The organism is Blautia sp. AF19-13LB (genome assembly GCF_003479105.1).
Lineage (GTDB): Bacteria > Bacillota > Clostridia > Lachnospirales > Lachnospiraceae > Fusicatenibacter > Fusicatenibacter saccharivorans.
The window spans coordinates 104933-128711 of sequence record NZ_QUGO01000008.1 but is presented as its reverse complement, the minus strand read 5'-3'; the positions used below and the strand labels follow the sequence as shown (position 1 = coordinate 128711).

Genomic DNA, 23779 nt, shown 5'->3' with positions numbered 1-23779 from the left:
TTTCTGCTAAGAAGTCCTCTTTTTAAACTTCTTTGACTTTGTTTTCTTAGCTTTTTCTATCCTTAACAGGACTGTTCCTGCATCCATTTTTCTAATAATGATTCAATTATCTGTTCCATATCTTTGGCTGTATAATCATCCGGAAAATACTTTGTCAGTTTCTTTTCTGAGAAAGTAAGAGACCGGGATACTTTCTTTGCCATTACACAATTATTGAAAATCGATAACATCTGGATCTGATTGATTGGTCCATCATTCAGCTGATTTCTAAGTGCTGCAATCTGTTTTGGTTTGATAAATCCTGTGTCGCAGATATATTCGTAAATCCATCCCTGTACTTCCTTATCGATGTAAGAGATATCTACAGCAACCGTGAACTGAAGCTTTTTGTTATCTACCAGATCAAGAAGTTCCGGAATAAGCTCTGTCAGTCGGATATAACGAGTCACCTGCACACTGCTTATTCCAACTTGCTCACCCAATAATTCTCGTGACTTTTTACCTGACTTGTGTTCATTTTGTACACAAGTTAAATCTGTTCTGATTCCCTGTCTTTTCATTGCATCAAGTTTCATCTTGTAGGCAAAGGCTTTCTCACTCGGTAACAGTTCCTCTCGCTGAATGTTAGCGTCCACCATCGTCACAATGGCATCATCATCTGATAATTCTCTTACGATTGCCGGAATAGTTGTGAGTCCTGCAAGCTGTGCTGCATGCATTCTTCTGTGACCGGATACCATTTCGTAATCTTCGTTTTCATCCATACGGAGAAGTACCGGTGTCAACACTCCATTGATCTTTACGCTCTCTACCAGATCCTGCATCTTTTCATCATCCAACACCTTGAATGGATGATTCTTAAACGGATGGATCTTACTGATCTCTATCTCCATTGCAGATTCTTCATTTACCACACCGAGCAGTTCATCAATACTTGCCAGCTTAATCTTTTCACCACTTCTATTTTTCATTCTTCAAAACCTCCTGTGTTAAATTCATATATGCCTCAGCAACTTTTCCCTTCGGGCAGTGCATGTAGATACTTTTTCCTTCCGCACTGGTCTCAGCAGCTTTTACAGACATCGGGATCACATTTTCAAATACCTCAATCTGACTTCCGTAGGTTGTATGTACTCTTGATGCAATGTCCCTTGCGTAATTGGTTCTGAAATCTACCATAGTCAGGAGAATGCCCTCAATCGCCAGTTTCCGATTCAATCTTTTCTTTACTGTAAGAATGGTCTTAATCAGCTGTTGAAGTCCTTTAACAGGCAGATATGCGGCCTGTACAGGTATCAGCACGGAATCGGAAGAAACCAGTGCATTGATTGTCATCATACCAAGACTTGGCATACAGTCGATCAGGATATAATCGTATCGGGATCTTATCGCATCGATATATTCTTTCATGATCATTTCTCTGCTCATAACATTTCCCATCGTTACTTCCAGTGCGGAAAGCTCAATATTTGCTGGAAGCAGATCTACATTTTCCTGATGATGTAAGATACCATCTTCCAGATTAATATCTTCTTCATTGATAACATCCATCATCATTGTTGCCAGTGTAATTCGAAGATCATCCGGTTCTTCATATCCAAGACTTGCTGTTAAACTCCCCTGCGGATCTGCATCAATCAACAGTACTTTTTTACCTTCTCTTGCCAGTCCAATACCTACATTTACGGTTGTGGTGGTCTTGCCGACTCCACCTTTCTGGTTTACTACGGATATAACTTTACACATGATTTCTTCCTCCTTTAACTTTCCCATGATTCTTTTTTCCATAATTTCAGCAGTGCCAGTATTTCCCGTTTCATCATTGCCGGTGTATAGGAATTTGGAAAATACTTGTGTAACTGCTCGTTTGTGAATGCCACTCTTGTGATCTCACCCTTTTTAACTTCACACATGATTTCTTCCATCTTTTCCAGCGATAACTGTTTTTCTTTACTCAGCTGCTTTATCCGCTGAGCCTGTGAGAGTGACGGAATCGCCTGTGCATAATCCATTGCTTTAAGCAGTTCTCTTTGTTCATTTTCTTTCAGTGCTGCTATTTCCACAGCCGGGCAAAAAGAAATAATTTCATCATCCAGCTTCTGCAACATTTCTGGTATCAGCTTTGTCAGTGAAATATAACGCTGCACTTGTTTTGGGCTATCACCACAATCCTCACTGATAATATCTATCGAACGTTTTCTTGTTTTTTTGTGGTCAACTTGGCTCTTTTTTCGACCACTTTTTCTTTTCAATACGTCATTCTTTAATTTGTAAGCAAAAGCCTTTTCACTGTAGCTGATCCGTTCTCTATGAAGATTCGAATCCACCATGCTTAAGATGGAATCATCTTCACTTAATACCCGGATGATCACCGGTACTTTACGGTATCCAAGTTTCTCTGCAGCATGTTTTCTTCTGTGACCGGATATGATTTCATAGTAGCCATCCGGTACCGGTCTGACGATCAGCGGATTTAAGATTCCATATTTCTCAATGCTTTCCTGCAGAAGAAACATTTCCTTATCATCTTTCACCTGAAACGGATGCTCCTTAAAAGGGCGGAGACGTTCAATCTCAATTTCTATGATTCTTTCTTCTTTTTCTCCTGATTGTCTGTTTGCATCAGTCATCTTGACTCCTTTCCTCCAGGATTCAGGAAATAAAAAATGCCTGCCTGGAACTTTTGTTGTAAGAAAAGTTCCAAACAGACATTGCCGTTTGACTATTAGCTGTAGCTAATAGAATTGAATACTGTTTCAGCTAATTTATGTTTGCAGGTTTCGGAGAGATTGTTTCTTTTCCTGCCTTTTCTCTGATTTACATCCCCAAATAAGGGGTGACAACAGAGCGGAACCCAAATGTTAGCTGGACTCTTGAAAAACCATGTTTGCAAACCGGTGATTTTGATTAGCTGTCAGCTAACAAAAATCGGATTGTGTTAGCTGGAAATGGATCATTTTGAATGGAATTTCATGCCACGAACGTGATTAGAAAATAAGAAAAGCGTTCGCTGTCAGCTAATCCAGCTAACATTTTCGAACGCTTTGAAGCCCGTCGCCAAGAGGATTTGAACCTCCGACCCCTCGCTTAGGAGGCGAGTGCTCTATCCAGCTGAGCTATGACGACACATGCCGCAAACCCTTGATTTTACTGGGTTTCTGGGATTTTTCCCTTCGGCCATATATAAGATTATCAACTCTTTTTCGAGTTGTCAATCTACAGATTTTTTTACTTTGGTAACATTAGAACGTTCCCCAAATTGGGGAATGCTTTGTTGTCACCTTTGGCATTTTTCAGAATAGATTCGAACTGAAAGTTGTTTTTCATTTTTTCCCTTTGGGGAATGCCTCGGCTTTCTCTTAGGAGGGGGACGCTCTATCCTGCTGAGCTACAGAAACAAGAATTATAAATGTTTCAGCCAGGTCAGAAACAAAAATATTATACTATATTTTTGCTGCTTTTTCAAGACGAAACACATACTTGCGATTCCGCAGTTTACTTCAGGAATTTTCCATTGTGAGTACCTGATAAATTCTCTTATAGGCTTTTTCATAGGTCCAGCAGCCTTCGACATTGTTGTAGTATTCATTATTTTTTTCGACAACATATTCTAAATCGTTTTCTGTTATGAGTCTGTATTTCATCGTACACCTCCAATGTTAAAAACAGTAATCTGCCAAAATCCAGAGGTCATTATATCATATTCCGATGGGAAAGGAGAAGAGAGTCTTACAGCAATGAATTAAAATAAAAAAAGAATCTCGGCAAAGCAGTCGAAAGGCTGTGACGCAAAGCTACAGGGCCTGTAAAATGGCAGCCAGCTGCGTAAATATGGAACATTTCGGTGATGGATGGCATCGAGGCGACGAAAAAAATTCGAAACAGTGTGCGTGAGGACAATGATGTTCCGATTTTTGCGATGACAGCAAATACCTTTGCAACGGACCGCAAGCGGTGCGCGGACGCGGGCATATTTCGAAACCGGTGAATTTAAAAGAGATTCAGACGACGCTGGACGAGAAAGTGCGGACGGCATGCGCCGGATAACGGGACGGATTAATAACAGAAAAATTTGGAGAAGGGGCTCTACTGCTTTGGATTGCAGTGGAGCCTTTTTATGGTGTATCATAGGAAGTAAAAGAAAACAGGGGAGAATCACGGAATGGAAATTGCAGAAAATATCACATGGACCGAGGAACTGGAAAGGCTGGATGTGCTTCTTTCGCAGGGGCAGTTCGAGCTGCTGCTTCCGGGTGAGCGGTACGGGGGAGGAGAAAAGGAGATCTGGCTTGTCTATCTGATGAACGATGCGGCAGAGAGCTTTCTCGTTTTTCATGACGCGGAGCTGACGGGAACGTATCAGAAGGAATACGAGGGAGAAATAGATGCCGCACTGGAAAAAGACGGGGAGCAGTACGTTCTGATCGTGCGGCAGAAAGAGACGGTGTGCACGCTGTTTTTCAGCCGCCTTTCACTGGAAGTGCATCTGTTTGATTACGGAAAAACGGGTCATTTCTGGGTGGACGGATACGAGTATCTGCGGCAGATTGAGTTCCGTATTGCGATCCTGCGGGACAAGCTGGAATACCTCGGCGAGGCGTTCTGCACCGATGAAGAAATGCGTCTGGCATCGCTGGCCAATTTCCCGCCGCTCAATTTCTGCTGCTACCCGGCCGTGCCGGATCAGTATCTCGTACCGTCATGCCCGTGGTGGGAAGCGACGGAAGAGGCAATTACGGAGATGAAAAAACTGGCATCGGAGGCAGGCGATAAAGTGCTGCTGTGGTATCTTGCACTTTATGAAAAATGGCAGGGAAAACTCCTCGCAAAACAGATCGCAAAACTGCTGCATACGAGCCGCCACGCGAAAGTCGTGGATTTACTGGAAAAAAAACTGGCCCGCGAAGCACAGAATTATCCGAAACGACGCTTCACCGGCGAAGAAGGAACCCAGATCCGAAAAATCCAGGAGCAGGCAATGAAACGGAAAAAGATACTGGAAGCCGAAGGAAAACGCGCATCATTGCTGCGCGAGGAGCCATTCTTTTATGCACGGGATTCGGTGGAATATAAGGTCCATCTGATGATCTGGGGAACGAGAGGGAAAGAGCGGGTTGTGGAGGTTGAGACGTTTAAAATTTCCAGAACGCAACGGCAATGATCAGCTCCTTTACGGATGAGCCGGAAGTGATTCAGTTTTAATACCAGTAGACAAGAAGTCCCCCGCTTCTAAAGTGGTGGGATGAATTGTTAAAAGAAACATAACGGCAGTGGCGGGCGGAGAGAAATCGGTATCCTCCACAGACATGAGGCAAGTCACAGTCGAACTATTTTCGACATGTCAGACTCCGTGAAAATACCGACTGTGAATTGAAACAAGGGATAAGGTAAAATAGAAAGCGCTTATTTGAGGCGGGAATGAAATCTCAAATAAGCGCTTTTTCTATACGCTGCCGCCAAGTCAGGCTGCGGGCAGTTTATAATATTTCGATGTATGCTGGCGGTAGAGCAGCAGCAATCCGCGGATGCAGAGCTCGATAGCCATGGCGATCCACATGCCGCGCAGGCCGAGCGGGGTGATGAGAAGCACCGCGAGACCGAGGCGGATGACCCAGATGCTGCCAAGGTTCAGAAGGCTTGGCACAAACGTATCGCCTGTTCCGCGGAGGGCTCCGGCGGCAACGATGGAAGCGCCGAAAAACGGCTCGGCGAGCAGTTCGATGCGGAGTACCTCGGCGGCAAACGAGCGAACCTGCGGGTCAGGAGTCAGAATGCTAAAGACGAACGGACAGAAGATCATCATCAGACCTCCAGTGATGGCCATCAGGACTGCGCCCATGGCAATGCAGATATTTCCGTAGCGTTTCGCCAGCTTGTAATTTCCGGCGCCGTAGCTTCTGCCGACGAGCGTTGTCGCGGCGGAACCGATGCCGTAGCCTGGCATGTAGCAGAGGCCTTCGGCGGTGACGGCGAACGAATTGGCCGCAATCGCAATGGAGCCGAGCGGGGCAATCAGCATGGTGGCAGCAACCATGGCGCTGTTCATCGCGATTTCCTGTACGGCAACCGGCACACCGATTTTGAATGCAGTTTTCAGAATTTTCGTATCAAAAACCGTTTTTTCCTTCCGGCGGAGACGCAGCCGCGGATTGCGGACACAACAGAACCAGGCACCCGTGAGGCTGATGACGGCGCAGGCCAGCATCGTTCCCATACCGGCACCCATGACACCGAAAACCGGAATCAAAAGAGCATTGAAAATGATATCGAGCACGCACATGACGGCATTTAAAATACTGGGCGTCACCATATCACCGCTGCACTGCAGGAAGGACGACATCAGCGAGTTGAGCTGGGAAAACGGAAGCATGATGGCAAACATCATAAAATAGAGCGTGGCATTCCGCCGGATCTCCTGCGCACCGCCGAGCCACCCCGGCAGCGGATGACTGATCAGAAGCCCGATCAGGCACAAAACAGCCGACACAACAAGCGCGGACGCGATGCCATGCCGCACAACATCCCTTGCCTTCTTGTCATGATTTCCCCCGATCTGATGCGCTACCTGAACAGAAAAACCGGCTGAAACCGCATAAATCGCACCGCTGAGGAGCCACGTCGTCGACGAAACCAGCCCGATCGCCGCCGAAGCATTCGCCCCAAGCGCGCCGACCATCGCGGAATCAATGTATTGCATCGCAATCGTAGTAATCTGTGTAAGAATCGCAGGCAGACTTAATCGCCCGACCTGCTGAATCTGCGGTTTCAGTTCAGTCCAGTTTATTCTATTCATCATTTTCTCCAGAACATGTATTTTATCGTATGGTTTTTCTTAAGAATGTAAAGATAAGTGCGTATTTTACGCTAACATGCTTTGAAGAAAGTGTCAATCAAAAACGAGGTTTAATTTGACTTTTTTCTATGCGTATTAGGCATAGGGGCGGAGAGGATTCGAATTTAATTTTCCGGCGGAAGGTTGTTCTTCACAGCGGGGTTCGCCTGGGTCGTGTTGGTTGCAGTCAGCAGGGAATCTGTCGGGGCGACCGGGCTCATGAGGACGCGGCCGGTTCCGCGGTAGACGTTGACGAGGCCTTCACCGCTGACGGCGGAGCCGACGAGGGTTTTGGTGGAGCGCTCTACGGTGAAATCAAGGTTGGAGGACCAGCAGACGGCGAGGTTTCCATCGATTTTCAGTTCGTCGTTTTCGAGTTCGACTTCGATCAGTTCGTCCTCAGGTACGTTGCTTTCGAGGGCAACGGCGCCTCTGCCGACGAGGCTCAGATTGAAGAAGCCTTCGCCGCCGAGGACAGCGGAGGAAATGCTCTTGCGGGCGGTCAGTTTGGTTTTGACTCTGCCGTCGCAGGCGAGGAACATGCCGTCCTCAATCGTCATTCCGGAGGAGCCCCATTTCTCGACATCCACAAGAATGATGTATTTGTAGGTCGGTTCCAGCACGAGATATCCGTCGCCGACGTACTCCGGTTTTACGGCAGATTCCTTTGTCATGGCGCCTTTGATGGCCTTTCCGAACAGGTCGCCGATCCCTTTGATTCCGGCGGTCGCCTGTACATGGCCGCCCATCCACTGCATCGCACCGGACTGGATAATCGCGGAGTGCTCCTTGTCCAGTTCAATGACAACCTGGCGGCGGCGCACATTCATTTTGCTCATGTAATACTCCTCCATGGCAGTCATCGGCGAGACGCTGGAATCCTGGAGATATTCCATGACGTGGAAATTTTCGATGGATTTGGTGAATTTCCGGTTTTCGTTTTCGAGATTTAAAATTTTCATAGGCACGTTCCTTTCTTTCATTAAGAAGAAAAATAGTGATCCGTCTTGTTTCTTTTATTATACAGGAAAGAAAGCAAAGAGCACAGAAAAATTTAGAAAAAAAGGAAATCTGGAAATCATGTTGTCCATTTTTCAGCGGAGTGATAAGATAAAGTTCAGAAAACGCAAGCAGTACGGTCAGAGGAGGAGTTTATTATGAGTACAATTACTGTCAGAGATGCAAAAATAGAGGATGCCGCACGCATTCTGGAGATTTATGCTTACTATGTAGAATACACCGTTATTTCTTTCGAGTGGGACGTGCCGTCTCTGGAAGAATTTGAGAACCGCATGCGTGATATCATGAAAAAATATCCATACCTCGTCATCGAGCAGGATGGAAAAATCGAAGGTTATGCATACGCACATGCCTTTGTCGGCCGCGCCGCATACGACTGGTCGAGCGAGCTGACCATTTATCTCGATCACAATGCAAGAAAAGGAGGCCTTGGCCGGAGACTGTATGAAGAGCTGGCGGACCGCCTGAAAAAAATGGGCATTCTGAACCTCTACGCCTGCATCGGCTATCCGCAGGTCGAGGATGAATATCTGACGAAAAACAGCGCCGAGTTCCATGCGCATCTCGGATTCGAACTCGTGGGAACCTTCCACAACTGCGGCTACAAATTCGACCGCTGGTATGATATGGTCTGGATGGAAAAAATCATCGGCGAGCCGCACGCGGGACAGCCGGCAGTAAAATCATATAGTGAGATAAAAGAATGAGCACAATAACAACGTATACAAGAAAACATTTTGACCCTGTGCATCCCGCCCCGGAACTGCTCTGTGTGGAGGATTTTGCGCATGCGCTGCCGATGATCTGCCGCGGAAACGGCCATGTGACGACGTTCTGGTCAGTGGGAGAGCACTGCATCTGCTGTGCGAAAGAGGCGGCCGCGCGCGGCTATTCCCGGCGGCTGGTGCTGGCGTGCCTTCTGCATGACGCGAGCGAGTGTTACATGTCGGACGTGCCGCGGCCATTAAAACAGGAAATGCCGCGGTACCGCGAGATCGAGGACCATCTGCTTTCGGTGATTTATGAGAAATATCTTGGCAGTGATCTGACGGCGGAGGAGCAGCGGATGATGAAACAGATCGACAATGATCTGCTGTGGTACGATCTGACAAATCTGCTGGAGGAACCGCAGGAGGGGGATGCACCGAAGCTTCACATCACGCTGGACTACACGGTGCGGCCGTTTGCTGCGGTGGAACAGGAGTATCTGGAATTATTCGAACAGTATCGGGAGACGGGCGATGAGAGAGGATAAAAACGAAAACCGCTGGGACAAGCTGCTTCAGATCCACACAATGGGGCGGGATGACAGCCGGTCGGATCTGTACCGGTATCCGTATGAGCCGACCCCGTACTGCGTGCTGGAGCGGATGGCAAACACGGGGATGATCCGAAAGGGAAATACGCTGCTCGATTACGGATGCGGAAAGGGCCGCGTAGATTTCTTCTTATCGGCGCAGACCCGGTGCCAGTCCATCGGTGTGGAGTATGATGACCGGATTTATGCGAAGGCAATGGAAAACAAAAAGGCGGCGGCCTCTGGTGCGCGGACGGAGTTTGTGCTGGAGAGCGCCGAAAATTTTCCCGTTCCTGTGGAAGTGGACCGGGTGTATTTTTTTAACCCGTTTTCGCTTGAAATCTTAAGAAAAGCGATGGCAAGACTGCTGGAATCGTACTACGAAAATCCGCGGGAGATCCAGCTGTTTTTCTATTACCCGTCGGATGCTTATATCTCGTATCTGATGACGGTGCCGGAACTGGAATTTCTCGATGAGATCGACTGTATGGATCTGTTTCCGGGCGGGGACAGCCGGGAGCGGGTTGTGATTTTTACGATTCAGGAATAAAAAGTTTTGTAACAGAAAAAACCGTGTGGAATACAAAAAAGCATGAATTATATTTGAAGAAAGGGTGTTTTTATGAAATATCAGGTAATGCGAATTGAGGAAGACCTTGATTTCGGCTGTGAGGAGCGCGGTGCCGACGAGCCTGTCATGGCAGTTGTTGTTTTGAAAGATGAAAACGGAACAGAATCGCGCATCCGCCAGGAGGATCAGATGCTGTATGACCGGAACATCGAGGAGGGCGACACCGTCATTCTGAATGAAAACGGCGAATTGCGAAAAGCACTCTCCGGTGATTGGACGCAGAACTGTGATTCGAAAAATGTAGATACGACAAAATTCGTCAACATGATGCAGGTTGTCAAAGCCGGAAAACAGATCGACTGGATCTGCCCGTTCTGCGGCGGAACAGTAGAACGACTGGAGCAGGAAGGCGGAAAAACCGTGATCGGATGCACATCGTGCGATATGCGGATTCAAATAGAAAATTAAACGATTTCGGCCTTTAAGGCCGAAAGAGAAAGGAAACACAAATGGTAAAACCAATTATGAGAGACGTTCTCTTCCTCGGACAGAAATCCATCCCGGCGACAGAGGAAGATCTGCAGATGGGAAGAGATCTGCAGGACACACTGGCAGCAAACCGCGAGGCATGCGTCGGCATGGCGGCAAATATGATCGGCGTGAAAAAACGCATCATCATCGTAAACGCCGGATTCCGCGACATCATCATGTTCAACCCGGTGATCGTCCGCAAAAGCGGCCCCTACGAAACAGAAGAAGGCTGCCTTTCCCTGCCAGGCGTGCGGAAAACAAAGCGGTACCAGAACATCGAAATCGAATACTACGACTGGAACTGGAAAAAACAACGCCAGAAATTCACCGGCTGGCCGGCCCAGATCTGCCAGCATGAGATGGATCATCTGGAAGGGATACTTATTTAGATCCTACAGCAGACAGGAGGACAGTATGACAGACAGAGAATGAATGGTAAAAGGAATCATTTACAACCCGAATGTGGAAGAGCTGGCCAAAGAGCAGTCCGGCTATATAGAGCGTCTGTGGAAGTTCAACCAGCTGAAGCCGTCAGAGGGAGACAAGAAAGTCAAATAAATCAGGACAAATTTCGAAAATATAAAATTTTTGTAAAATAATGTCGAAAAAACGATTGACAAGTAGCGAAAAGAAACATATGATAATACCTGTCAATATACATATTCGGCAATAGAGGCGCGAAGGCTAAGAGTAGCTGTCCTGAGACAACGGGGTCTGGGACGGGCAGGGAAAGGAGCATTCGCCGAAACGGGGCAGTTCCCGAAAAACTGTCTGCGTTGGGGTACAGTCGAACAGGCTGTGCACTCTCACCGTACTGGTGGAGGAGCTATTGCTTCATGAACGTAGATTTAATGGAGCAGTGGTGAAGACCGCTGCTCTTTTTATTGTACTGCAGTTGGAACCGTGACAAAAGGTTCCAGGGGTGGAAATCTGTTTGGTTGGAGAACGAAAGACGAAACGGGTGTTACAGGATACGTCTGAAGAAAACTGTTGCCGGAAAAGAAAAAAGGGAGGATTTTGACATGATAGCATTTCTTAACTGGCTGGACGGTGTCCTTTGGGGCGTGCCGCTGATCGCGCTGATGATTCTGACCGGTCTGTACTTTACCGTTCGTTCTGGATTTTTCCAGTTCCGTCACTTTGGCTGGATTATGAAGAGAACCGGCGGAAAACTGTTCCAGAAAGAAGACAAAGCAAGTGAAGGAAAGGGTATGCTTTCCTCGTTTGAGGCGATTTCGACCGCTATCGGCGGTACCGTAGGATTCGGTAATATCGCCGGTGTTGCAACTGCAGTTGCAGCAGGCGGCCCGGGAGCCATTATGTGGATGTGGCTTTCGTCTCTGCTTGGTATGATATTAAAACAGGTTGAGGTTACCCTCGGCTGCTACTACCGTCACACCAACGAAAAAGGTGAGTACTACGGCGGTCCGACTTACTACATGGAGTGCGGACTTGGCGAGGAGCGCCACTGGGGCAAGCTGTGGCTGATCCCGGCGCTCATCTTCGGCATCGGTATTTTCTCCACCTTCTTCGTAACCTCTTCCAACCTGACCGCATCTCAGGTCGTAGCCGGTGCGTTCGGTATTGAGAATATCAATCTTGGAAGCTTCAAAGTAGAAGGCGTTATCGTGATGGGCGTTCTGCTCTGCATTCTGACCTATGTCGTTACAAGCGGCGGTACGAAGAAAATCGCAAGTCTGTTCAGCAAGCTCGTTCCATTTATGAGCGTTCTTTATATCTTGATGGGAATTGGCATGATCATCATCAACATCAACCGCGTTCCTGGCGTATTTGCAGCCATCGTAACAAACGCATTTACCGGAACAGCAGCGATCGGCGGTTTTGCCGGCTGCGCAGTCAGCGAGATTATCCGTGTGGGTATGGCGCGTTCCGTATACTCCAATGAGGCTGGATGGGGTACTTCTCCAATGATCCATGCTTCCGCAAAAACACCGCATCCGGTAGAGCAGGGTCTGTGGGGATCTTTCGAGGTATTCTTTGATACCATGGTTATCTGTACGATCACCGCACTTTCCGTTATCTTAAGCGGAAACTGGACCGACGGAACGAACGGCGGAACACTTGCTTTAAGTGCATTTGCAAGCGGATTCGGCAAATTTGGAAGCATCCTTCTGGCAGTCATCATGGTCATTTTCACTGTAACGACTTCCGGCGGATGGTTCACCTACTATCTGGCAATTCTGGAGCATCTGTATAAAAAAGAAGGCAAGATGAAAGATATCGTCATGAAAATCTTCTACGCAATCCGCGCTCTGCCGGGCGTACTGTGGACGATCTATCTGGTAAAGACAAACAACCAGGGCTTTATCTGGACTGTCGTTGATATCACATCTGCGATCCCGACCTTCGTCAACGTAGCAGTGATCCTGATTCTCTCGAACCAGTATTTCAAACTGCTGAAAGACTACAAAGCAAGAAACTTCGGCCAGGGCACGGTAGACAAGAACGCCTGCCTGTTCTACGAAGAGAAAACGAAATAAAAAATATTCAAAAGCGAATCCAGACACGCAAGAGAATAGCGTGTCTGAATTTGTATATTGCGCAAATGGGCAGAAAAGAATAGAATCAAATTTAGATGACAGTAGGAGGATAATGATATGAAAACAATTTACAAAAACGGAGCTGTCTACACCGGAAAACTGCCGCTTGTCGAAGCGTTTGCAGTAGAAGACGGCAAATTTGTTTTCGCCGGAAGCAGCGCAGAGGCAGATGCCCTTGCAGCAGCCGGCGACAAAGTTGTAGACCTCGGCGGAAAATTCGTCTGCAGCGGTTTTAACGACAGCCATATGCACCTTTTAAATTACGGAAGCTCCCTGCTGAAAGCGCAGCTTGCCGCACATACCGAAAGCCTGGAAGATATGCTCGCCTGCCTCGACACCTTCCAGAAAGAGCATCCGCGAAAAGACGGCGCATGGCTGATGGGCCGCGGCTGGAATCAGGATTACTTCACGGACGTGGACCGCATGCCGAACCGCTACGATCTTGACCGCGTATCAACTGAAGTTCCGATCTGCGCGACGAGAGCGTGCGGCCACTGCCTCGTAGTCAACAGCAAAGCACTGGAACTCCTCGGCGTCACCGCAGATACCCCGCAGCCGGAGGGCGGAGAGATCGGTATGGAAAACGGTGAGCCGGACGGAAGATTCTTCGACAATGCAATGGAACCGGTTTACGACAGCATTCCGGTGCCGAGCAAAGAGGAAATCAAAGATATGATCCGCAGCGCCTGCAAAGCCCTGAACAGCTACGGCGTCACCAGCAGCCAGAGTGATGATTACTGCGTTTACCGCGCCGTTCCGTGGCAGACCGTCAACGAAGCATACAAAGAACTCGAGGAGTCCGGCGAGCTGACCGTCCGCGTTTACGAGCAGAGCAACTTTACCGATCTGGAATCCTTAAAAGGTTTCGTTGAGGCTGGAAATGTGACCGGCATCGGCACAGACCGCTTTAAAATCGGACCGCTGAAAATGCTCGGCGACGGCGCACTCGGTGCGAGAACAGCATTCCTCAGTCGCCCATACGCAGACGACCCGTCCACCTGCGGAATCCCGGTATTCACCCAGGAAACCATGGATGAGATGATCGGCTACGCCAATGCACACGGCATGCAGGCTGCAGTTCACACGATCGGTGATGCGTGCCTCGACCGCGTGTTAAGTGCCTATGAAAAAGCCCTTGCTGAAAACCCGAGAGAAGATCACCGCCACGGCATCGTGCACTGCCAGATCACAAGAGCCGATCAGCTTGAAAAAATCGCGAAAATGCATCTTCACGTTTACGCACAGAGCATCTTCCTCGATTACGATAACCATATCGTAGAGGAGCGCGTCGGCAAAGAGCTTGCGAGCACAAGCTACAGCTGGAAGGCGCTGATGAACAACGGCGTCTCCGTCAGCAACGGAACTGACTGCCCGGTAGAGCTGCCGGATGCCCTCGCCTGCATGCAGTGCGCTGTCACAAGAACAACGCTGCGCGACCATGTCGGCCCGTACCTGCCGGATCAGAAATTCACCGTACAGGAAGCACTCGACAGTTACACGATCCGCAGCGCCGAGGCAAGTTTCGAGGAGAACGTGAAAGGCCAGATCGCAGAAGGCATGATGGCAGACTTCGTCGTACTGGGTCAGAATCCGTTTGAGGTGGATGAGAGCACGATCAAAGACATTCCGGTGTGCCGGACGTATCTTGCCGGTGAACTGGTATATGAAGCATAAGAACATAACTCAAATGAGTAATAAATGTCAAATGAAAATTCATACAATGAAGGGAAAAACGTAAAATAAGATAACCTGAAAATAGTATGGAATAAAGACAGAAACAGAGGAGAACCTCCTGCGGCGATGAATGGTCGCAGGAGGTTCTTTTTTGATCCTGATAGGACCATACGGTCGTAAAAGAATCGAACAAATGGTTGCATAAAAGGGAGGGAATGTGCTATGATAAAGGAAATTTTACAAAAGGAAAAAACAGACAAATGCTTGGAAGAACACATTTTTTTATTGGAACAGCAGCGGCACTTGCTGTTTTACAGCCGCAGACGGTTCCCGCGCTTGTGGCCGGTGCCGGGGCTGCCGCGATCGGCGGTTTGATCAGTGACATTGATGTCGGCACTTCACAGGCGCACCGCGATGCCGATAAGATCACTACGGCAACAGTTGCAGTTGCGGTGCTCACAATTCTTGCGGAGTATAAACTGAATCTTGGAATTTACCGCCGCCTCACAAGCGACAGCAGCGTGCTGCGTCTCCTCGCCGGAACGGCAGCATTTTTGCTGATCTGCGCCTATGGGAAACAGCAGCCGCACCGCTCCTTCATGCATTCATTTGCGGCGCTGGCATTGCTGACGGCGTGCGTGGACATCATCTACCCGGATGTGTCCGCTTATTTTGCCGTGGGCTTTCTGTCCCATCTGGTGCTCGATTTTTTCAACCGGAAACCGGAAAAGCTGTTCTGGCCCTGGAAGAAGGGATTCTGCCTCGGACTCTGCTCAGCACGGGGACTTGTGAACCGCGCACTGCTCGGGTGCGGCATGGTATCTCTTGCTGTAATACTGGTGATCTCGGCGCCTGCAGGGCGGCTGATGGCTAAAATCATGCGGGCAATTTACGGATGAGATGGGATTGACAAAAAGATAACAAGACAAAGGAAGAAAAAGCAGGAATTTTTCGGTGTTAAAGTTAATATTTTATACATTTTATAGTAGGATTTTTGATTAAAATGATGTAAAATAGAAAACAGAAATCCGGCGTCCGTAATTGTTTTTGAAATGAACGAACAGGGAACCGCCGGCCCGTTACCGCAGCCGATTGCGGAGCGCAGCGCAACCGACAACAGAGATTAGAGCACAACAGGCAATACAGGAGTTAGTATGAACGAAGAAATGAAAAACCAAACAGAACAGTTACCGCTTTTAAAAGTACACATGATGGGAAGTTTTTTCCTGGAGTACGGCGACCAGCCGATTTCCTTCCGGAAAACAATGGCAACAAAATCGATGAGACTTCTGCAGATTTTCCTCTATAACAAGGACAATGGAATTTCCAGAGGAAGACTGTTGGAGAGCACATACGGAAGAGAAGATGTGGCGGACGCGGCAAACAGCCTGCGTGTCGGCGTACATCGCCTGAAAAGAAGCCTTGTCGAGGCAGGACTTCCGCAGTTTGAGTACATTTATACACAGAAAGGCGTTTACCACTGGACCAGCCCGATGCCGGTCGAGGTAGATGCGATTGATATCAAAAATAAGATCCTGGAAGCAGGAAAAGAGACAGACGAGAAAGCGCGCATGGATCAGATGATCGAAGCACTGGAGCTGTACACCGGAGAGTTCCTTGCAGATTTCGGCGAGGAAGAGTGGGTACAGGCGGAGCGCGCGCAGCTGAAAAAAGTATATTCCGATGCACTGAAAGAAGTAAGTGAGTATCTTCTGAAAAACGAGGAGTTCGATGAGCTGCAGAAACTGACTTCTGTTGCTTCCGAACTGTATCCGTTCGACGAGTGGCAGGCAGTCCAGATGCAGGCGCTGATCGGCCTGGAGAGATACAAAGAGGCCATGAAACTGTACGAGCAGACCTCGAAACATTACTTTGAAGAGCTTGGCGTTACACCGAGCGAGAAACTGGTGGAGCAGTACCGCTATCTGGGAAGCCGCATGGGCAGCAGACACCGCGTGATCGAAGAGGTACAGGCAGATCTTCAGGAGAGCCCGGGAGAAAAGGGCGGAGCATTCTTCTGTTCCCTCGCCGGATTCCGTGACTGCTACCGACTTGTTTACCGTATGTCCGAGCTGAACGGACAGATGCCGTGGCTGATGCTGTGCACCATTACAGACGGAAAAGGTTACCCGGCAAAAGGCGGTCCGCGCCTTGACCGTATGTCCGAAAAGCTGCTTGAGGTAATGAAACGCAGCCTGCGTCATTCCGATTTCTTTGCAAAATACAGCCCGTCCCAGTATGTGATTCTGCTGCAGGGCGGCAGCCAGAGAGGATGCGAACTCGTCTACAAGAGAATCAGCGAGCGCTTCTCCGAGGAGAAAAAAGGCTGGGCAAAGAATCTGAAATACAGTGCACTGCCGGCAATTCAGACCGAAAAAGAGCTTGAGTTCTTAGAAGGAGACGATGTTTTATGATTCGCGTACAGCTGCTTGGAAGATTCCGCATGTACGATGAAACACGCTGCCTCAACGAGGAAGCGATTCATTCCCCGATGATCACAAAGCTGCTGGTTTATATGATCTGCAACAAAAACCATATCGTAACACTGGAACAGTTAACCGAAGCACCCTGGACGGATGAGGAGAGTGAAAATCCGTACGGAGCACTGAAAAATATGATGTACCGTCTGCGCGGAACGCTGCGGAAGGTATGGCCGGTTGAGAGAGGATCATGCCTGCTATATGAAGGCTGTCATGGAACTGACGAAAAGCCTGGAGCACCGCAGACCGCAAAGGAAAAGTACAGGTTCTCAGTGATCTAAAAGAGCTTTATCAGGAACCAAGAGAATTAGAAAAAATAAATTAATTTTTAAGTTGACAGCAGACTAAACAAATGGTAACTTTAAGCTGTGATGAAACGAGCTTAAATCCAGAAAAAGTCTGCTGTCTTAAGTTAAATAAAGTACAACAGACAGGGAGGATAACAAACATGAGTTACAGAGAAGTATATGAAAAATGGTGCAATGATCCATATTTTGATGAGGCATCCAGAGAAGAGCTGAAAGCACTCGAAGGAAATGAGGCAGAAATCGAAGACCGTTTCTACCGTCAGCTTGAGTTCGGTACCGGCGGACTCCGCGGTGTCATCGGAGCGGGTACCAACCGCATGAACATCTACACCGTACGCCAGGCAACCCAGGGCCTTGCCAACTACATCATTTCCCAGAACGGACAGGAAAAAGGCGTAGCCATCGCACACGATTCCAGAAGAATGTCTCCGGAATTCGCACGCGAAGCAGCACTCTGCCTGAATGCAAACGGAATCAAAACGTATCTGTTCGAGTCCCTGCGTCCGACACCGGAGCTTTCTTTTGCTGTCCGTGAATTCGGCTGTATTTCCGGTATCGTCATTACCGCAAGCCACAACCCGAGAGAGTACAACGGATACAAAGTATACTGGGAGGACGGCGCACAGATTACACCGCCGCACGACAAAAACATTCTCGCAGAGGTAGCAAAAGTAACCGAGTTTTCTGCCGTTAAAACGATGGAAGAAGATGATGCAAGAGCAGAAGGCCTGTTCCAGGTCATCGGAACCGATTTTGATGACCGTTACGTCGCAAAATTAAAAGAGCAGAGCATTCATCCGGAAATCATCAAAGATGCGGCAAAAGATATGAAGATCGTCTACACACCGCTTCACGGAACCGGAAATGTGCCGGTACGCCGCGTTCTGCGCGAGCTTGGCTTTAATCAGGTTTACGTTGTAAAAGAGCAGAAAATGCCGGACGGAAACTTCCCGACGGTGGCTTACCCGAACCCGGAAGACGAGAAAGCATGGACACTGGCGCTGAAACTGGCAAAAGAAGTAGACGCTGACATCATCCTTGCAACCGACCCTGATGCAGATCGTCTCGGCGTTTATGCAAAAGACAGCAAGACCGGCGAGTACGTAAGCTTCACCGGAAACATGTCCGGTATGCTGATCGCAGAGTACATCCTGCGCGAGCGCACCAAGAACGGAACCATGCCGGAGAACCCGGCTCTCGTTGAGACGATCGTTACCACAGATATGGCAAAAGCAATCGCAAAAGCCTACAACGTGGCACTGATCGAAGTTCTGACCGGCTTCAAATACATCGGCGAGCAGATCAAGTTCTTTGAGCAGAGCGGTGCACACAACTATGTCTTCGGCCTGGAGGAGAGCTACGGCTGCCTGGCTGGAACATATGCAAGAGACAAAGATGCCTGCGTGGCAGTTATGATGCTGTGCGAGGTTGCTGCATACTACAAACAGCAGGGCAAGACACTGTGGGATGCCATGGTGGATATGTACGAAGAGTACGGCTATTACAAAGAGGGTCTTGCAACGATGACCTTAAAAGGTATCGACGGTGCAAAAGAGATCCAGACCATGATGACCAACTTCCGTGAGAACCCGCCAAAAGAGCTGGGCGGTTTCCAGGTTCTTGCCGTACGCGATTACAAAGCAGACGTACGAGTGGATCTCGTAAGTGGCGAGAAGAGCGCGACCGGACTTCCGTCCTCCAACGTTCTTTACTATGAGCTGGAAAACAACGCATGGTGCTGTGTGCGCCCATCCGGTACTGAGCCGAAGATCAAATTCTATTTCGGCGTAAAAGGCACATCCCTTGAAGATGCAGCCGAGAAACTGGAAAAATTAAAAAATGCAATGGTAACTGCTTAAACGCTGTGTGATATAGAAACAAAAAAAGGCCTCAGCCCGGCGGGTGAGGTCTTTTTGTACAAAAATCGGCCCGGCGGATCAAGCTTACCTGAAATAAGGAGAAGAAAATGGCGATTTTATATTATGATGAGAAAAAGCTTTTTCAGTTAAATACAGAGAATACGACGTATGTGATCGGCCTGAGCCCGGAAGGCTACGTCGGACATGTTTACTACGGACCCCTTCTGCACGGAGAGCCGGATCTGTATCCGCTCCGCATGGATGAGCCGCCGTTCACCCCGTCCGTCAATAAGAGAGAGAAATCTTCGTTCCTCGACCGTTTTCCAATGGAATACCCGACCGGAGGAGTCGGCGATTACCGTGAGAGCTGTCTGAATATAAGAAATGCACAGGGCCGTATGGGATGTGAGATTTTCTTTGATTCCTATGAAATTTTCAAAGGAAAACGCCCGCTGACCGGTCTTCCGGCTTCTTTTGGAACCGAGGACGAAGTAGAAACTCTGGAAATCACCTGCAAAGATCCTGTTCTTGATCTTGTTGTTGTCCTTTCCTACTCTGTTTTTACAAAAGAAAACGTTATCACCCGAAGTGTCCGCGTGAAAAATGAAGGCAGTGAAGCGCTGAAGGTAGAGAAAATCTACAGTGCCTGCCTCGATATGGACAACGAAGACTTTGAGATGCTTTCTCTTCATGGATCCTGGGGAAGAGAACGCCACATCCAGCAGGGTGCGCTCCGTTACGGAAAACAGCTCGTTTCCTCCGGAAAAGGAGAGTCCAGCCATCAGGAGCACCCGTTTGTGGCCCTGGTGACACCGGGAACGGATCAGGAGCGCGGCGAGGTTTACGCAATGCACTTCGTATATTCCGGCAACTTTATCGGACAGGTGGAAAGATGCCAGTTTGATACCGTTCGTATGGTCATGGGTATCAACCAGGAGGAGTTCTGCTGGAATTTAAAAGCCGGCGATGAATTCCAGGCGCCGGAGGTTGTTATGGTCTACTCTGCCGAGGGACTTGGCAAAATGACGCGTTCCTACCATGCATTTTATCGCAGACATATGATCCGCAGCCCGTACAACCACAAAAAACGCCCGATTCTGATTAACAACTGGGAAGCAACTTACTTTGATTTTGATACCGATAAACTCCTCGATATCGCAAGAGAGGCAAAAAAAGACGGCATCGAGATGCTTGTTATGGATGACGGCTGGTTCGGAAAACGAAATAAAGACGATTCTTCCCTCGGTGACTGGGTTGTCAACGAAGAGAAGATCAAAGGCGGCCTGAAAAATCTGGTTGACAAAGTGAATGAAATCGGTCTTGAATTCGGTATCTGGTTCGAGCCGGAGATGATCTCCCCGGACTCTGATCTCTACAGAGAGCACCCGGAATGGGCGATTCAGATTCCGGGAAGAGAAGCGACTGAGATCCGCTGCCAGTACGTGCTGGATCTCTCCCGCCCGGAAGTGCAGGATTATGCGTATGAATGTGTGGCAAAAATCCTGCGCAGTGCAAACATCAAATACGTGAAATGGGATATGAACCGTCAGTTAAGCGACCTGGGAAGCACCTACCTGGACAAAGATTCCCAGCAGGAGCTGTTCCACCGCTACGTGCTCGGTATGTATGCGATGCAGGAGCGTCTGGTACAGGAGTTCCCGGATCTGCTTCTGGAGAACTGCTCCGGCGGCGGTGCACGTTTCGATCCTGGAATGCTTTACTACAGCCCGCAGATCTGGTGCTCCGACGACACCGATGCGATTGAGCGTCTGGAAATCCAGGAGGGAACAGCCCTCATTTACCCGCTCTGCTCAATGGGTGCACACGTCAGCGTATGCCCGAACCACACGGTTGGCCGTGTAACTCCGTTTACAACGAGAGGCCATGTGGCACTGGCCGGAACGTTCGGCTATGAGCTTGATATCACAAAACTGCCGGAAGAAGAGAGAAAGCTGATTCCGGAGCAGACCGCAATGTATCACAAATATCATGAACTGATCCGCGAGGGAGAGTATTACCGTATTCTTTCCTGTCGTGAAAACCACAGATCCGACTGCTGGGCAGTAGCATCGGAGGATAAAAGCGAAGTGCTTGTGACCTACGTACAGGTGCTGGCACAGGCAAATATGCCGTCCCGCAAGGTTCGCCTGCGCGGCTTTGATCCGGCGAAAAAATATCGTCTGGAGGGAACCGATGAGGTTTACAGCGGCGAGATGCTGATGAATGCCGGTTTCCGGATGAAAGATTTCTGGGGTGATTTCGTCAGCAGACTGTATCACTTTGTTGCAGTAGACTAAGGAGCAACGGATATGGCAAAAGTAAGATTGGCAGATATTGCAAAGGTGGCGGGCGTCAGCGCCGTCACCGTGCATAACGCGATTACAGGACAGAAAGGGGTCAGCGATGAGATGCGTGCCCGGATTCTGGAAATTGCAAAGGAAATGGGGTACCGCCAGCCGGGAAGCGGAGCGAGAAATACACAGGGAAAAAGCCTGCGCTGCATCGGAGTGGTGATTCCGGAACGGTATCTGGCAGAGTATACGACATTTTACTGGAAAATGTATCAGGAGATGGCACTGGCGGCGACGGAAAAGAGCTGTATGGTGACCGTGGAGATCCTGAAACAGGAGATGGAAGATGAGATGATCGTGCCGTGCATCGCCAAGGAGCAGACCGTCGATGCACTGATCCTTATGGGAGACACGAGCCGCGATTACATCCACTATCTGAAGAAAAACGTGGATCTTCCGATCGTATTTCTGGATTTCTACGACAATGAGCTGGCAAAAGATGCCGTGATCGCAGATAACTTTCACGGAATGTATCTGATGACGGAATACCTGTATGAGCATGGCCTGACCAAGCTGGCTTTTGTCGGTTCGATTCATTTTTCCAGCAGTATCATGGATCGGTACTGCGGTTTTTCCAAGGCTGTTCTGGAACACCGCGATGTGACACCGGCGGAATGGATTCTGGAGGACCGTGATGAGCGGGGCCAGATCGAAATTCATCTCCCGGAACAGATGCCGGAAGCGTTCGTCTGCAACTGCGACCTGACCGCCGGCCTTCTGATGCTCGAGCTGGAAAAACGCGGCATCTCCGTGCCGGAGGATGTTTCCGTTGTCGGCTTCGACAATTACCTGTATCCGGGTTTCCCGGATCTCAAGATCACTTCGTATGAGATCAATACGAAGGCGATGGTAAAAGTAGCGCTCGAAAAAGCGCTGAAGCAGATCCGCGGCGCGGCATCCGGCAAAAATATGGAAATTGTCTCCGGACAGCTGGTGCCGAAAGAGAGCGTAAAGCTTTGATTTTTATAACTGAATTATAAATTAAGAAACGGGGCATTTTGAAATGCCCCGTTTTTGTACATATTACACAACAAAGTCACTTAAAAATTGACAGTATCTAACGGAACTTATTTTTTTAAGTGATTTCCAGTTGAAAAATTAATCATCTATGTTAAAATTAAGCTAAAGGACTGGGCGTGAGGGTGATAAAACACGGCGGTTCGGAGAAAAAAGAATGAAAAAACAAGATTCTGTCCACTAACAGAAACTTAAAAAAACAAAGTACAACTCATAAACAAACAATATTTTTCATGGAGGTTTCAAAAAATGAGCGAAGTTAAAATGATTGGAGATGCTGTCAAAAATATGCCATGGCAGGAAGGCCCGGCTGAGTTTTCCGGTGCACCGGTATGGAGATACAGCGAGAATCCGATCATCGGAAGAAATCCGGTGAAGGAAGTAGCAAGAATCTTCAACAGCGCCGTTATGCCGTACGGCGACGAGTTCATCGGAGTATTCCGTGGTGAGCAGACAAACGGAATCCCGTACATCTACCTTGGAAGAAGCAAAGATGCGATCCACTGGAATTTCGATGAGAACAAAATCCAGTTCGTTGACGAAGAAGGCAAACCGTTCATGCCGGTTTACGCATATGACCCGCGTCTTGTAAAAGTAGAAGATACCTACTACATCATCTGGTGCCAGGACTTCTACGGTGCAGCCATCGGAATGGCAAAAACAAAAGATTTTGAAACCTTCGTACGTGTGGAGAATCCATTCCTTCCATTCAACAGAAATGCCGTTCTCTTCCCGAGAAAAATTAACGGCAACTTCGTGATGCTGTCCCGTCCAAGCGACAGCGGCCACACACCGTTCGGTGACATCTTCCTGTCCGAGAGCCCGGATATGCTGTACTGGGGCAAACACCGCCACGTCATGAGCAAGAGCCCGGAGTGGTGGGAGTCCTTAAAGATCGGCGGCGGCGCAGCTCCGATTGAGACCAACGAAGGATGGCTGCTGTTCTACCACGGTGTAAGCGGCACCTGCAATGGCTATGTATACAGCATCGGCGGCGCAATCCTCGACAAAGAGAATCCGTCCATCGTAAAGTACCGCTGCCAGAACTTCCTTCTGACACCGGAAGAGTGGTATGAGGAGAGAGGCTTCGTTCCGAACGTAACCTTCCCGTGCGCAACCATTCACGATGCAGAGACCGGAAAGATCGCGATCTACTACGGCGCAGCCGATACGTATGTAGGACTGGCATTCACAACCGTAGATCTGATTGTAGATTATATCAAGAAAAACAGTGTCGTACGCGAGTCTGACACCGAAATTGGAAGAAGATAAGAAAGA

The 23779-nt window shown here is 48.6% G+C and carries 23 protein-coding genes, 1 tRNA gene and 2 riboswitches; of the genes, 17 read left to right on the top strand and 7 right to left on the bottom strand.

Features of this window, described 5'->3' with window-relative positions; genetic code table 11:
• Positions 1-62 precede the first annotated feature (62 nt).
• The 5 genes from DWX32_RS10215 to DWX32_RS19625 form a co-directional block, all read right to left on the bottom strand.
• A complete protein-coding gene (locus DWX32_RS10215) occupies positions 63-971 on the bottom strand; it encodes a ParB/RepB/Spo0J family partition protein (protein ID WP_117805131.1) in 909 nt (302 codons plus the stop codon).
• Complete coding sequence (locus DWX32_RS10210; protein ID WP_117805133.1) at positions 961-1746, bottom strand: ParA family protein; 786 nt, start codon at positions 1744-1746, stop codon at positions 961-963. Before DWX32_RS10210 ends, DWX32_RS10215 begins: the two co-directional genes overlap by 11 nt.
• 14 nt (positions 1747-1760) lie before the next feature.
• Positions 1761-2726: a ParB/RepB/Spo0J family partition protein gene (locus DWX32_RS10205; protein ID WP_071143508.1), complete on the bottom strand. Its 966-nt coding sequence runs from the start codon at positions 2724-2726 to the stop codon at positions 1761-1763.
• Between the two features lie 326 nt (positions 2727-3052).
• Positions 3053-3126, bottom strand: a tRNA-Arg gene (locus DWX32_RS10195).
• A gap of 374 nt (positions 3127-3500) precedes the next feature.
• Positions 3501-3644, bottom strand: a complete 144-nt coding sequence (locus DWX32_RS19625; protein ID WP_158565922.1) for a hypothetical protein — start codon at positions 3642-3644, stop codon at positions 3501-3503.
• 109 nt (positions 3645-3753) lie between these two features.
• Positions 3754-3829, top strand: a riboswitch (cyclic di-GMP riboswitch).
• A gap of 18 nt (positions 3830-3847) precedes the next feature.
• On the opposite strand from DWX32_RS19625, the gene DWX32_RS10190 reads away from it, so the two are divergent.
• Together DWX32_RS10190 and DWX32_RS10185 are read left to right on the top strand one after the other, a co-directional pair.
• Positions 3848-3988: a response regulator gene (locus tag DWX32_RS10190; protein ID WP_117805130.1), complete on the top strand. Its 141-nt coding sequence runs from the start codon at positions 3848-3850 to the stop codon at positions 3986-3988.
• Between the two features lie 174 nt (positions 3989-4162).
• The gene (locus tag DWX32_RS10185; protein ID WP_118659930.1) at positions 4163-5161 is read left to right on the top strand and encodes a DUF3878 family protein; all 999 of its coding nucleotides are present in this window, start codon (positions 4163-4165) and stop codon (positions 5159-5161) included.
• Between the two features lie 300 nt (positions 5162-5461).
• Here DWX32_RS10185 and DWX32_RS10180 read toward each other — a convergent pair whose 3' ends face one another.
• Together DWX32_RS10180 and DWX32_RS10175 are read right to left on the bottom strand one after the other, a co-directional pair.
• Complete coding sequence (locus DWX32_RS10180; RefSeq protein WP_243037581.1) at positions 5462-6793, bottom strand: MATE family efflux transporter; 1332 nt, start codon at positions 6791-6793, stop codon at positions 5462-5464.
• Positions 6794-6957: 164 nt separating this feature from the next.
• Entirely contained in the window at positions 6958-7794 is an 837-nt protein-coding gene (locus DWX32_RS10175; protein WP_118659926.1) for an AIM24 family protein, read from the bottom strand.
• A gap of 195 nt (positions 7795-7989) precedes the next feature.
• Between DWX32_RS10175 and DWX32_RS10170 the strand changes: the two genes are divergently transcribed.
• The 15 genes from DWX32_RS10170 to DWX32_RS10100 all read left to right on the top strand — a co-directional run bounded on the left by DWX32_RS10170 (position 7990) and on the right by DWX32_RS10100 (position 23773).
• Complete coding sequence (locus DWX32_RS10170) at positions 7990-8559, top strand: GNAT family N-acetyltransferase (protein WP_117510517.1); 570 nt, start codon at positions 7990-7992, stop codon at positions 8557-8559.
• Positions 8556-9107 (top strand): hypothetical protein, encoded by a 552-nt coding sequence (locus DWX32_RS10165; protein WP_118659924.1) that lies wholly within the window; start codon positions 8556-8558, stop codon positions 9105-9107. The genes DWX32_RS10170 and DWX32_RS10165 overlap by 4 nt, the downstream gene beginning before the upstream one ends.
• Positions 9094-9699 (top strand): class I SAM-dependent methyltransferase, encoded by a 606-nt coding sequence (locus DWX32_RS10160; RefSeq protein ID WP_022461823.1) that lies wholly within the window; start codon positions 9094-9096, stop codon positions 9697-9699. The genes DWX32_RS10165 and DWX32_RS10160 overlap by 14 nt, the downstream gene beginning before the upstream one ends.
• 72 nt (positions 9700-9771) lie before the next feature.
• Complete coding sequence (locus DWX32_RS19870; RefSeq protein ID WP_199669407.1) at positions 9772-10188, top strand: hypothetical protein; 417 nt, start codon at positions 9772-9774, stop codon at positions 10186-10188.
• 41 nt (positions 10189-10229) lie between these two features.
• The gene (locus DWX32_RS10150) at positions 10230-10640 is read left to right on the top strand and encodes a peptide deformylase (RefSeq protein ID WP_118659922.1); all 411 of its coding nucleotides are present in this window, start codon (positions 10230-10232) and stop codon (positions 10638-10640) included.
• Between the two features lie 43 nt (positions 10641-10683).
• Complete coding sequence (locus DWX32_RS20460; RefSeq protein ID WP_118659920.1) at positions 10684-10809, top strand: maltose acetyltransferase domain-containing protein; 126 nt, start codon at positions 10684-10686, stop codon at positions 10807-10809.
• A gap of 104 nt (positions 10810-10913) precedes the next feature.
• Positions 10914-11088, top strand: a riboswitch (Lysine riboswitch).
• 185 nt (positions 11089-11273) lie between these two features.
• Positions 11274-12752, top strand: coding sequence for an alanine/glycine:cation symporter family protein (locus DWX32_RS10140; RefSeq protein WP_118659969.1), 1479 nt, complete (start codon positions 11274-11276; stop codon positions 12750-12752).
• A 117-nt stretch (positions 12753-12869) separates the two neighbouring features.
• On the top strand, positions 12870-14486 hold the full coding sequence (locus tag DWX32_RS10135) for an amidohydrolase (RefSeq protein ID WP_118659918.1): 1617 nt from the start codon (positions 12870-12872) through the stop codon (positions 14484-14486).
• Positions 14487-14746: 260 nt separating this feature from the next.
• Entirely contained in the window at positions 14747-15385 is a 639-nt protein-coding gene (locus tag DWX32_RS10130) for a metal-dependent hydrolase (protein WP_158579571.1), read from the top strand.
• 255 nt (positions 15386-15640) lie between these two features.
• Positions 15641-16900, top strand: coding sequence for an AfsR/SARP family transcriptional regulator (locus DWX32_RS10125; RefSeq protein WP_055266837.1), 1260 nt, complete (start codon positions 15641-15643; stop codon positions 16898-16900).
• Positions 16897-17247, top strand: coding sequence for a hypothetical protein (locus DWX32_RS10120; protein ID WP_118595640.1), 351 nt, complete (start codon positions 16897-16899; stop codon positions 17245-17247). The genes DWX32_RS10125 and DWX32_RS10120 overlap by 4 nt, the downstream gene beginning before the upstream one ends.
• A 167-nt stretch (positions 17248-17414) precedes the next feature.
• A complete protein-coding gene (locus tag DWX32_RS10115) occupies positions 17415-19133 on the top strand; it encodes a phospho-sugar mutase (RefSeq protein WP_118659914.1) in 1719 nt (572 codons plus the stop codon).
• A 107-nt stretch (positions 19134-19240) separates the two neighbouring features.
• Positions 19241-21430, top strand: coding sequence for an alpha-galactosidase (locus tag DWX32_RS10110; protein ID WP_118659912.1), 2190 nt, complete (start codon positions 19241-19243; stop codon positions 21428-21430).
• A 12-nt stretch (positions 21431-21442) separates the two neighbouring features.
• Positions 21443-22444 carry a substrate-binding domain-containing protein gene (locus DWX32_RS10105; protein ID WP_055266843.1) on the top strand — a complete coding sequence of 334 codons (1002 nt, stop codon included), beginning with the start codon at positions 21443-21445 and terminating at the stop codon, positions 22442-22444.
• 306 nt (positions 22445-22750) lie between these two features.
• Positions 22751-23773 (top strand): glycoside hydrolase family 130 protein, encoded by a 1023-nt coding sequence (locus DWX32_RS10100; protein WP_118659910.1) that lies wholly within the window; start codon positions 22751-22753, stop codon positions 23771-23773.
• Positions 23774-23779 lie beyond the last annotated feature (6 nt).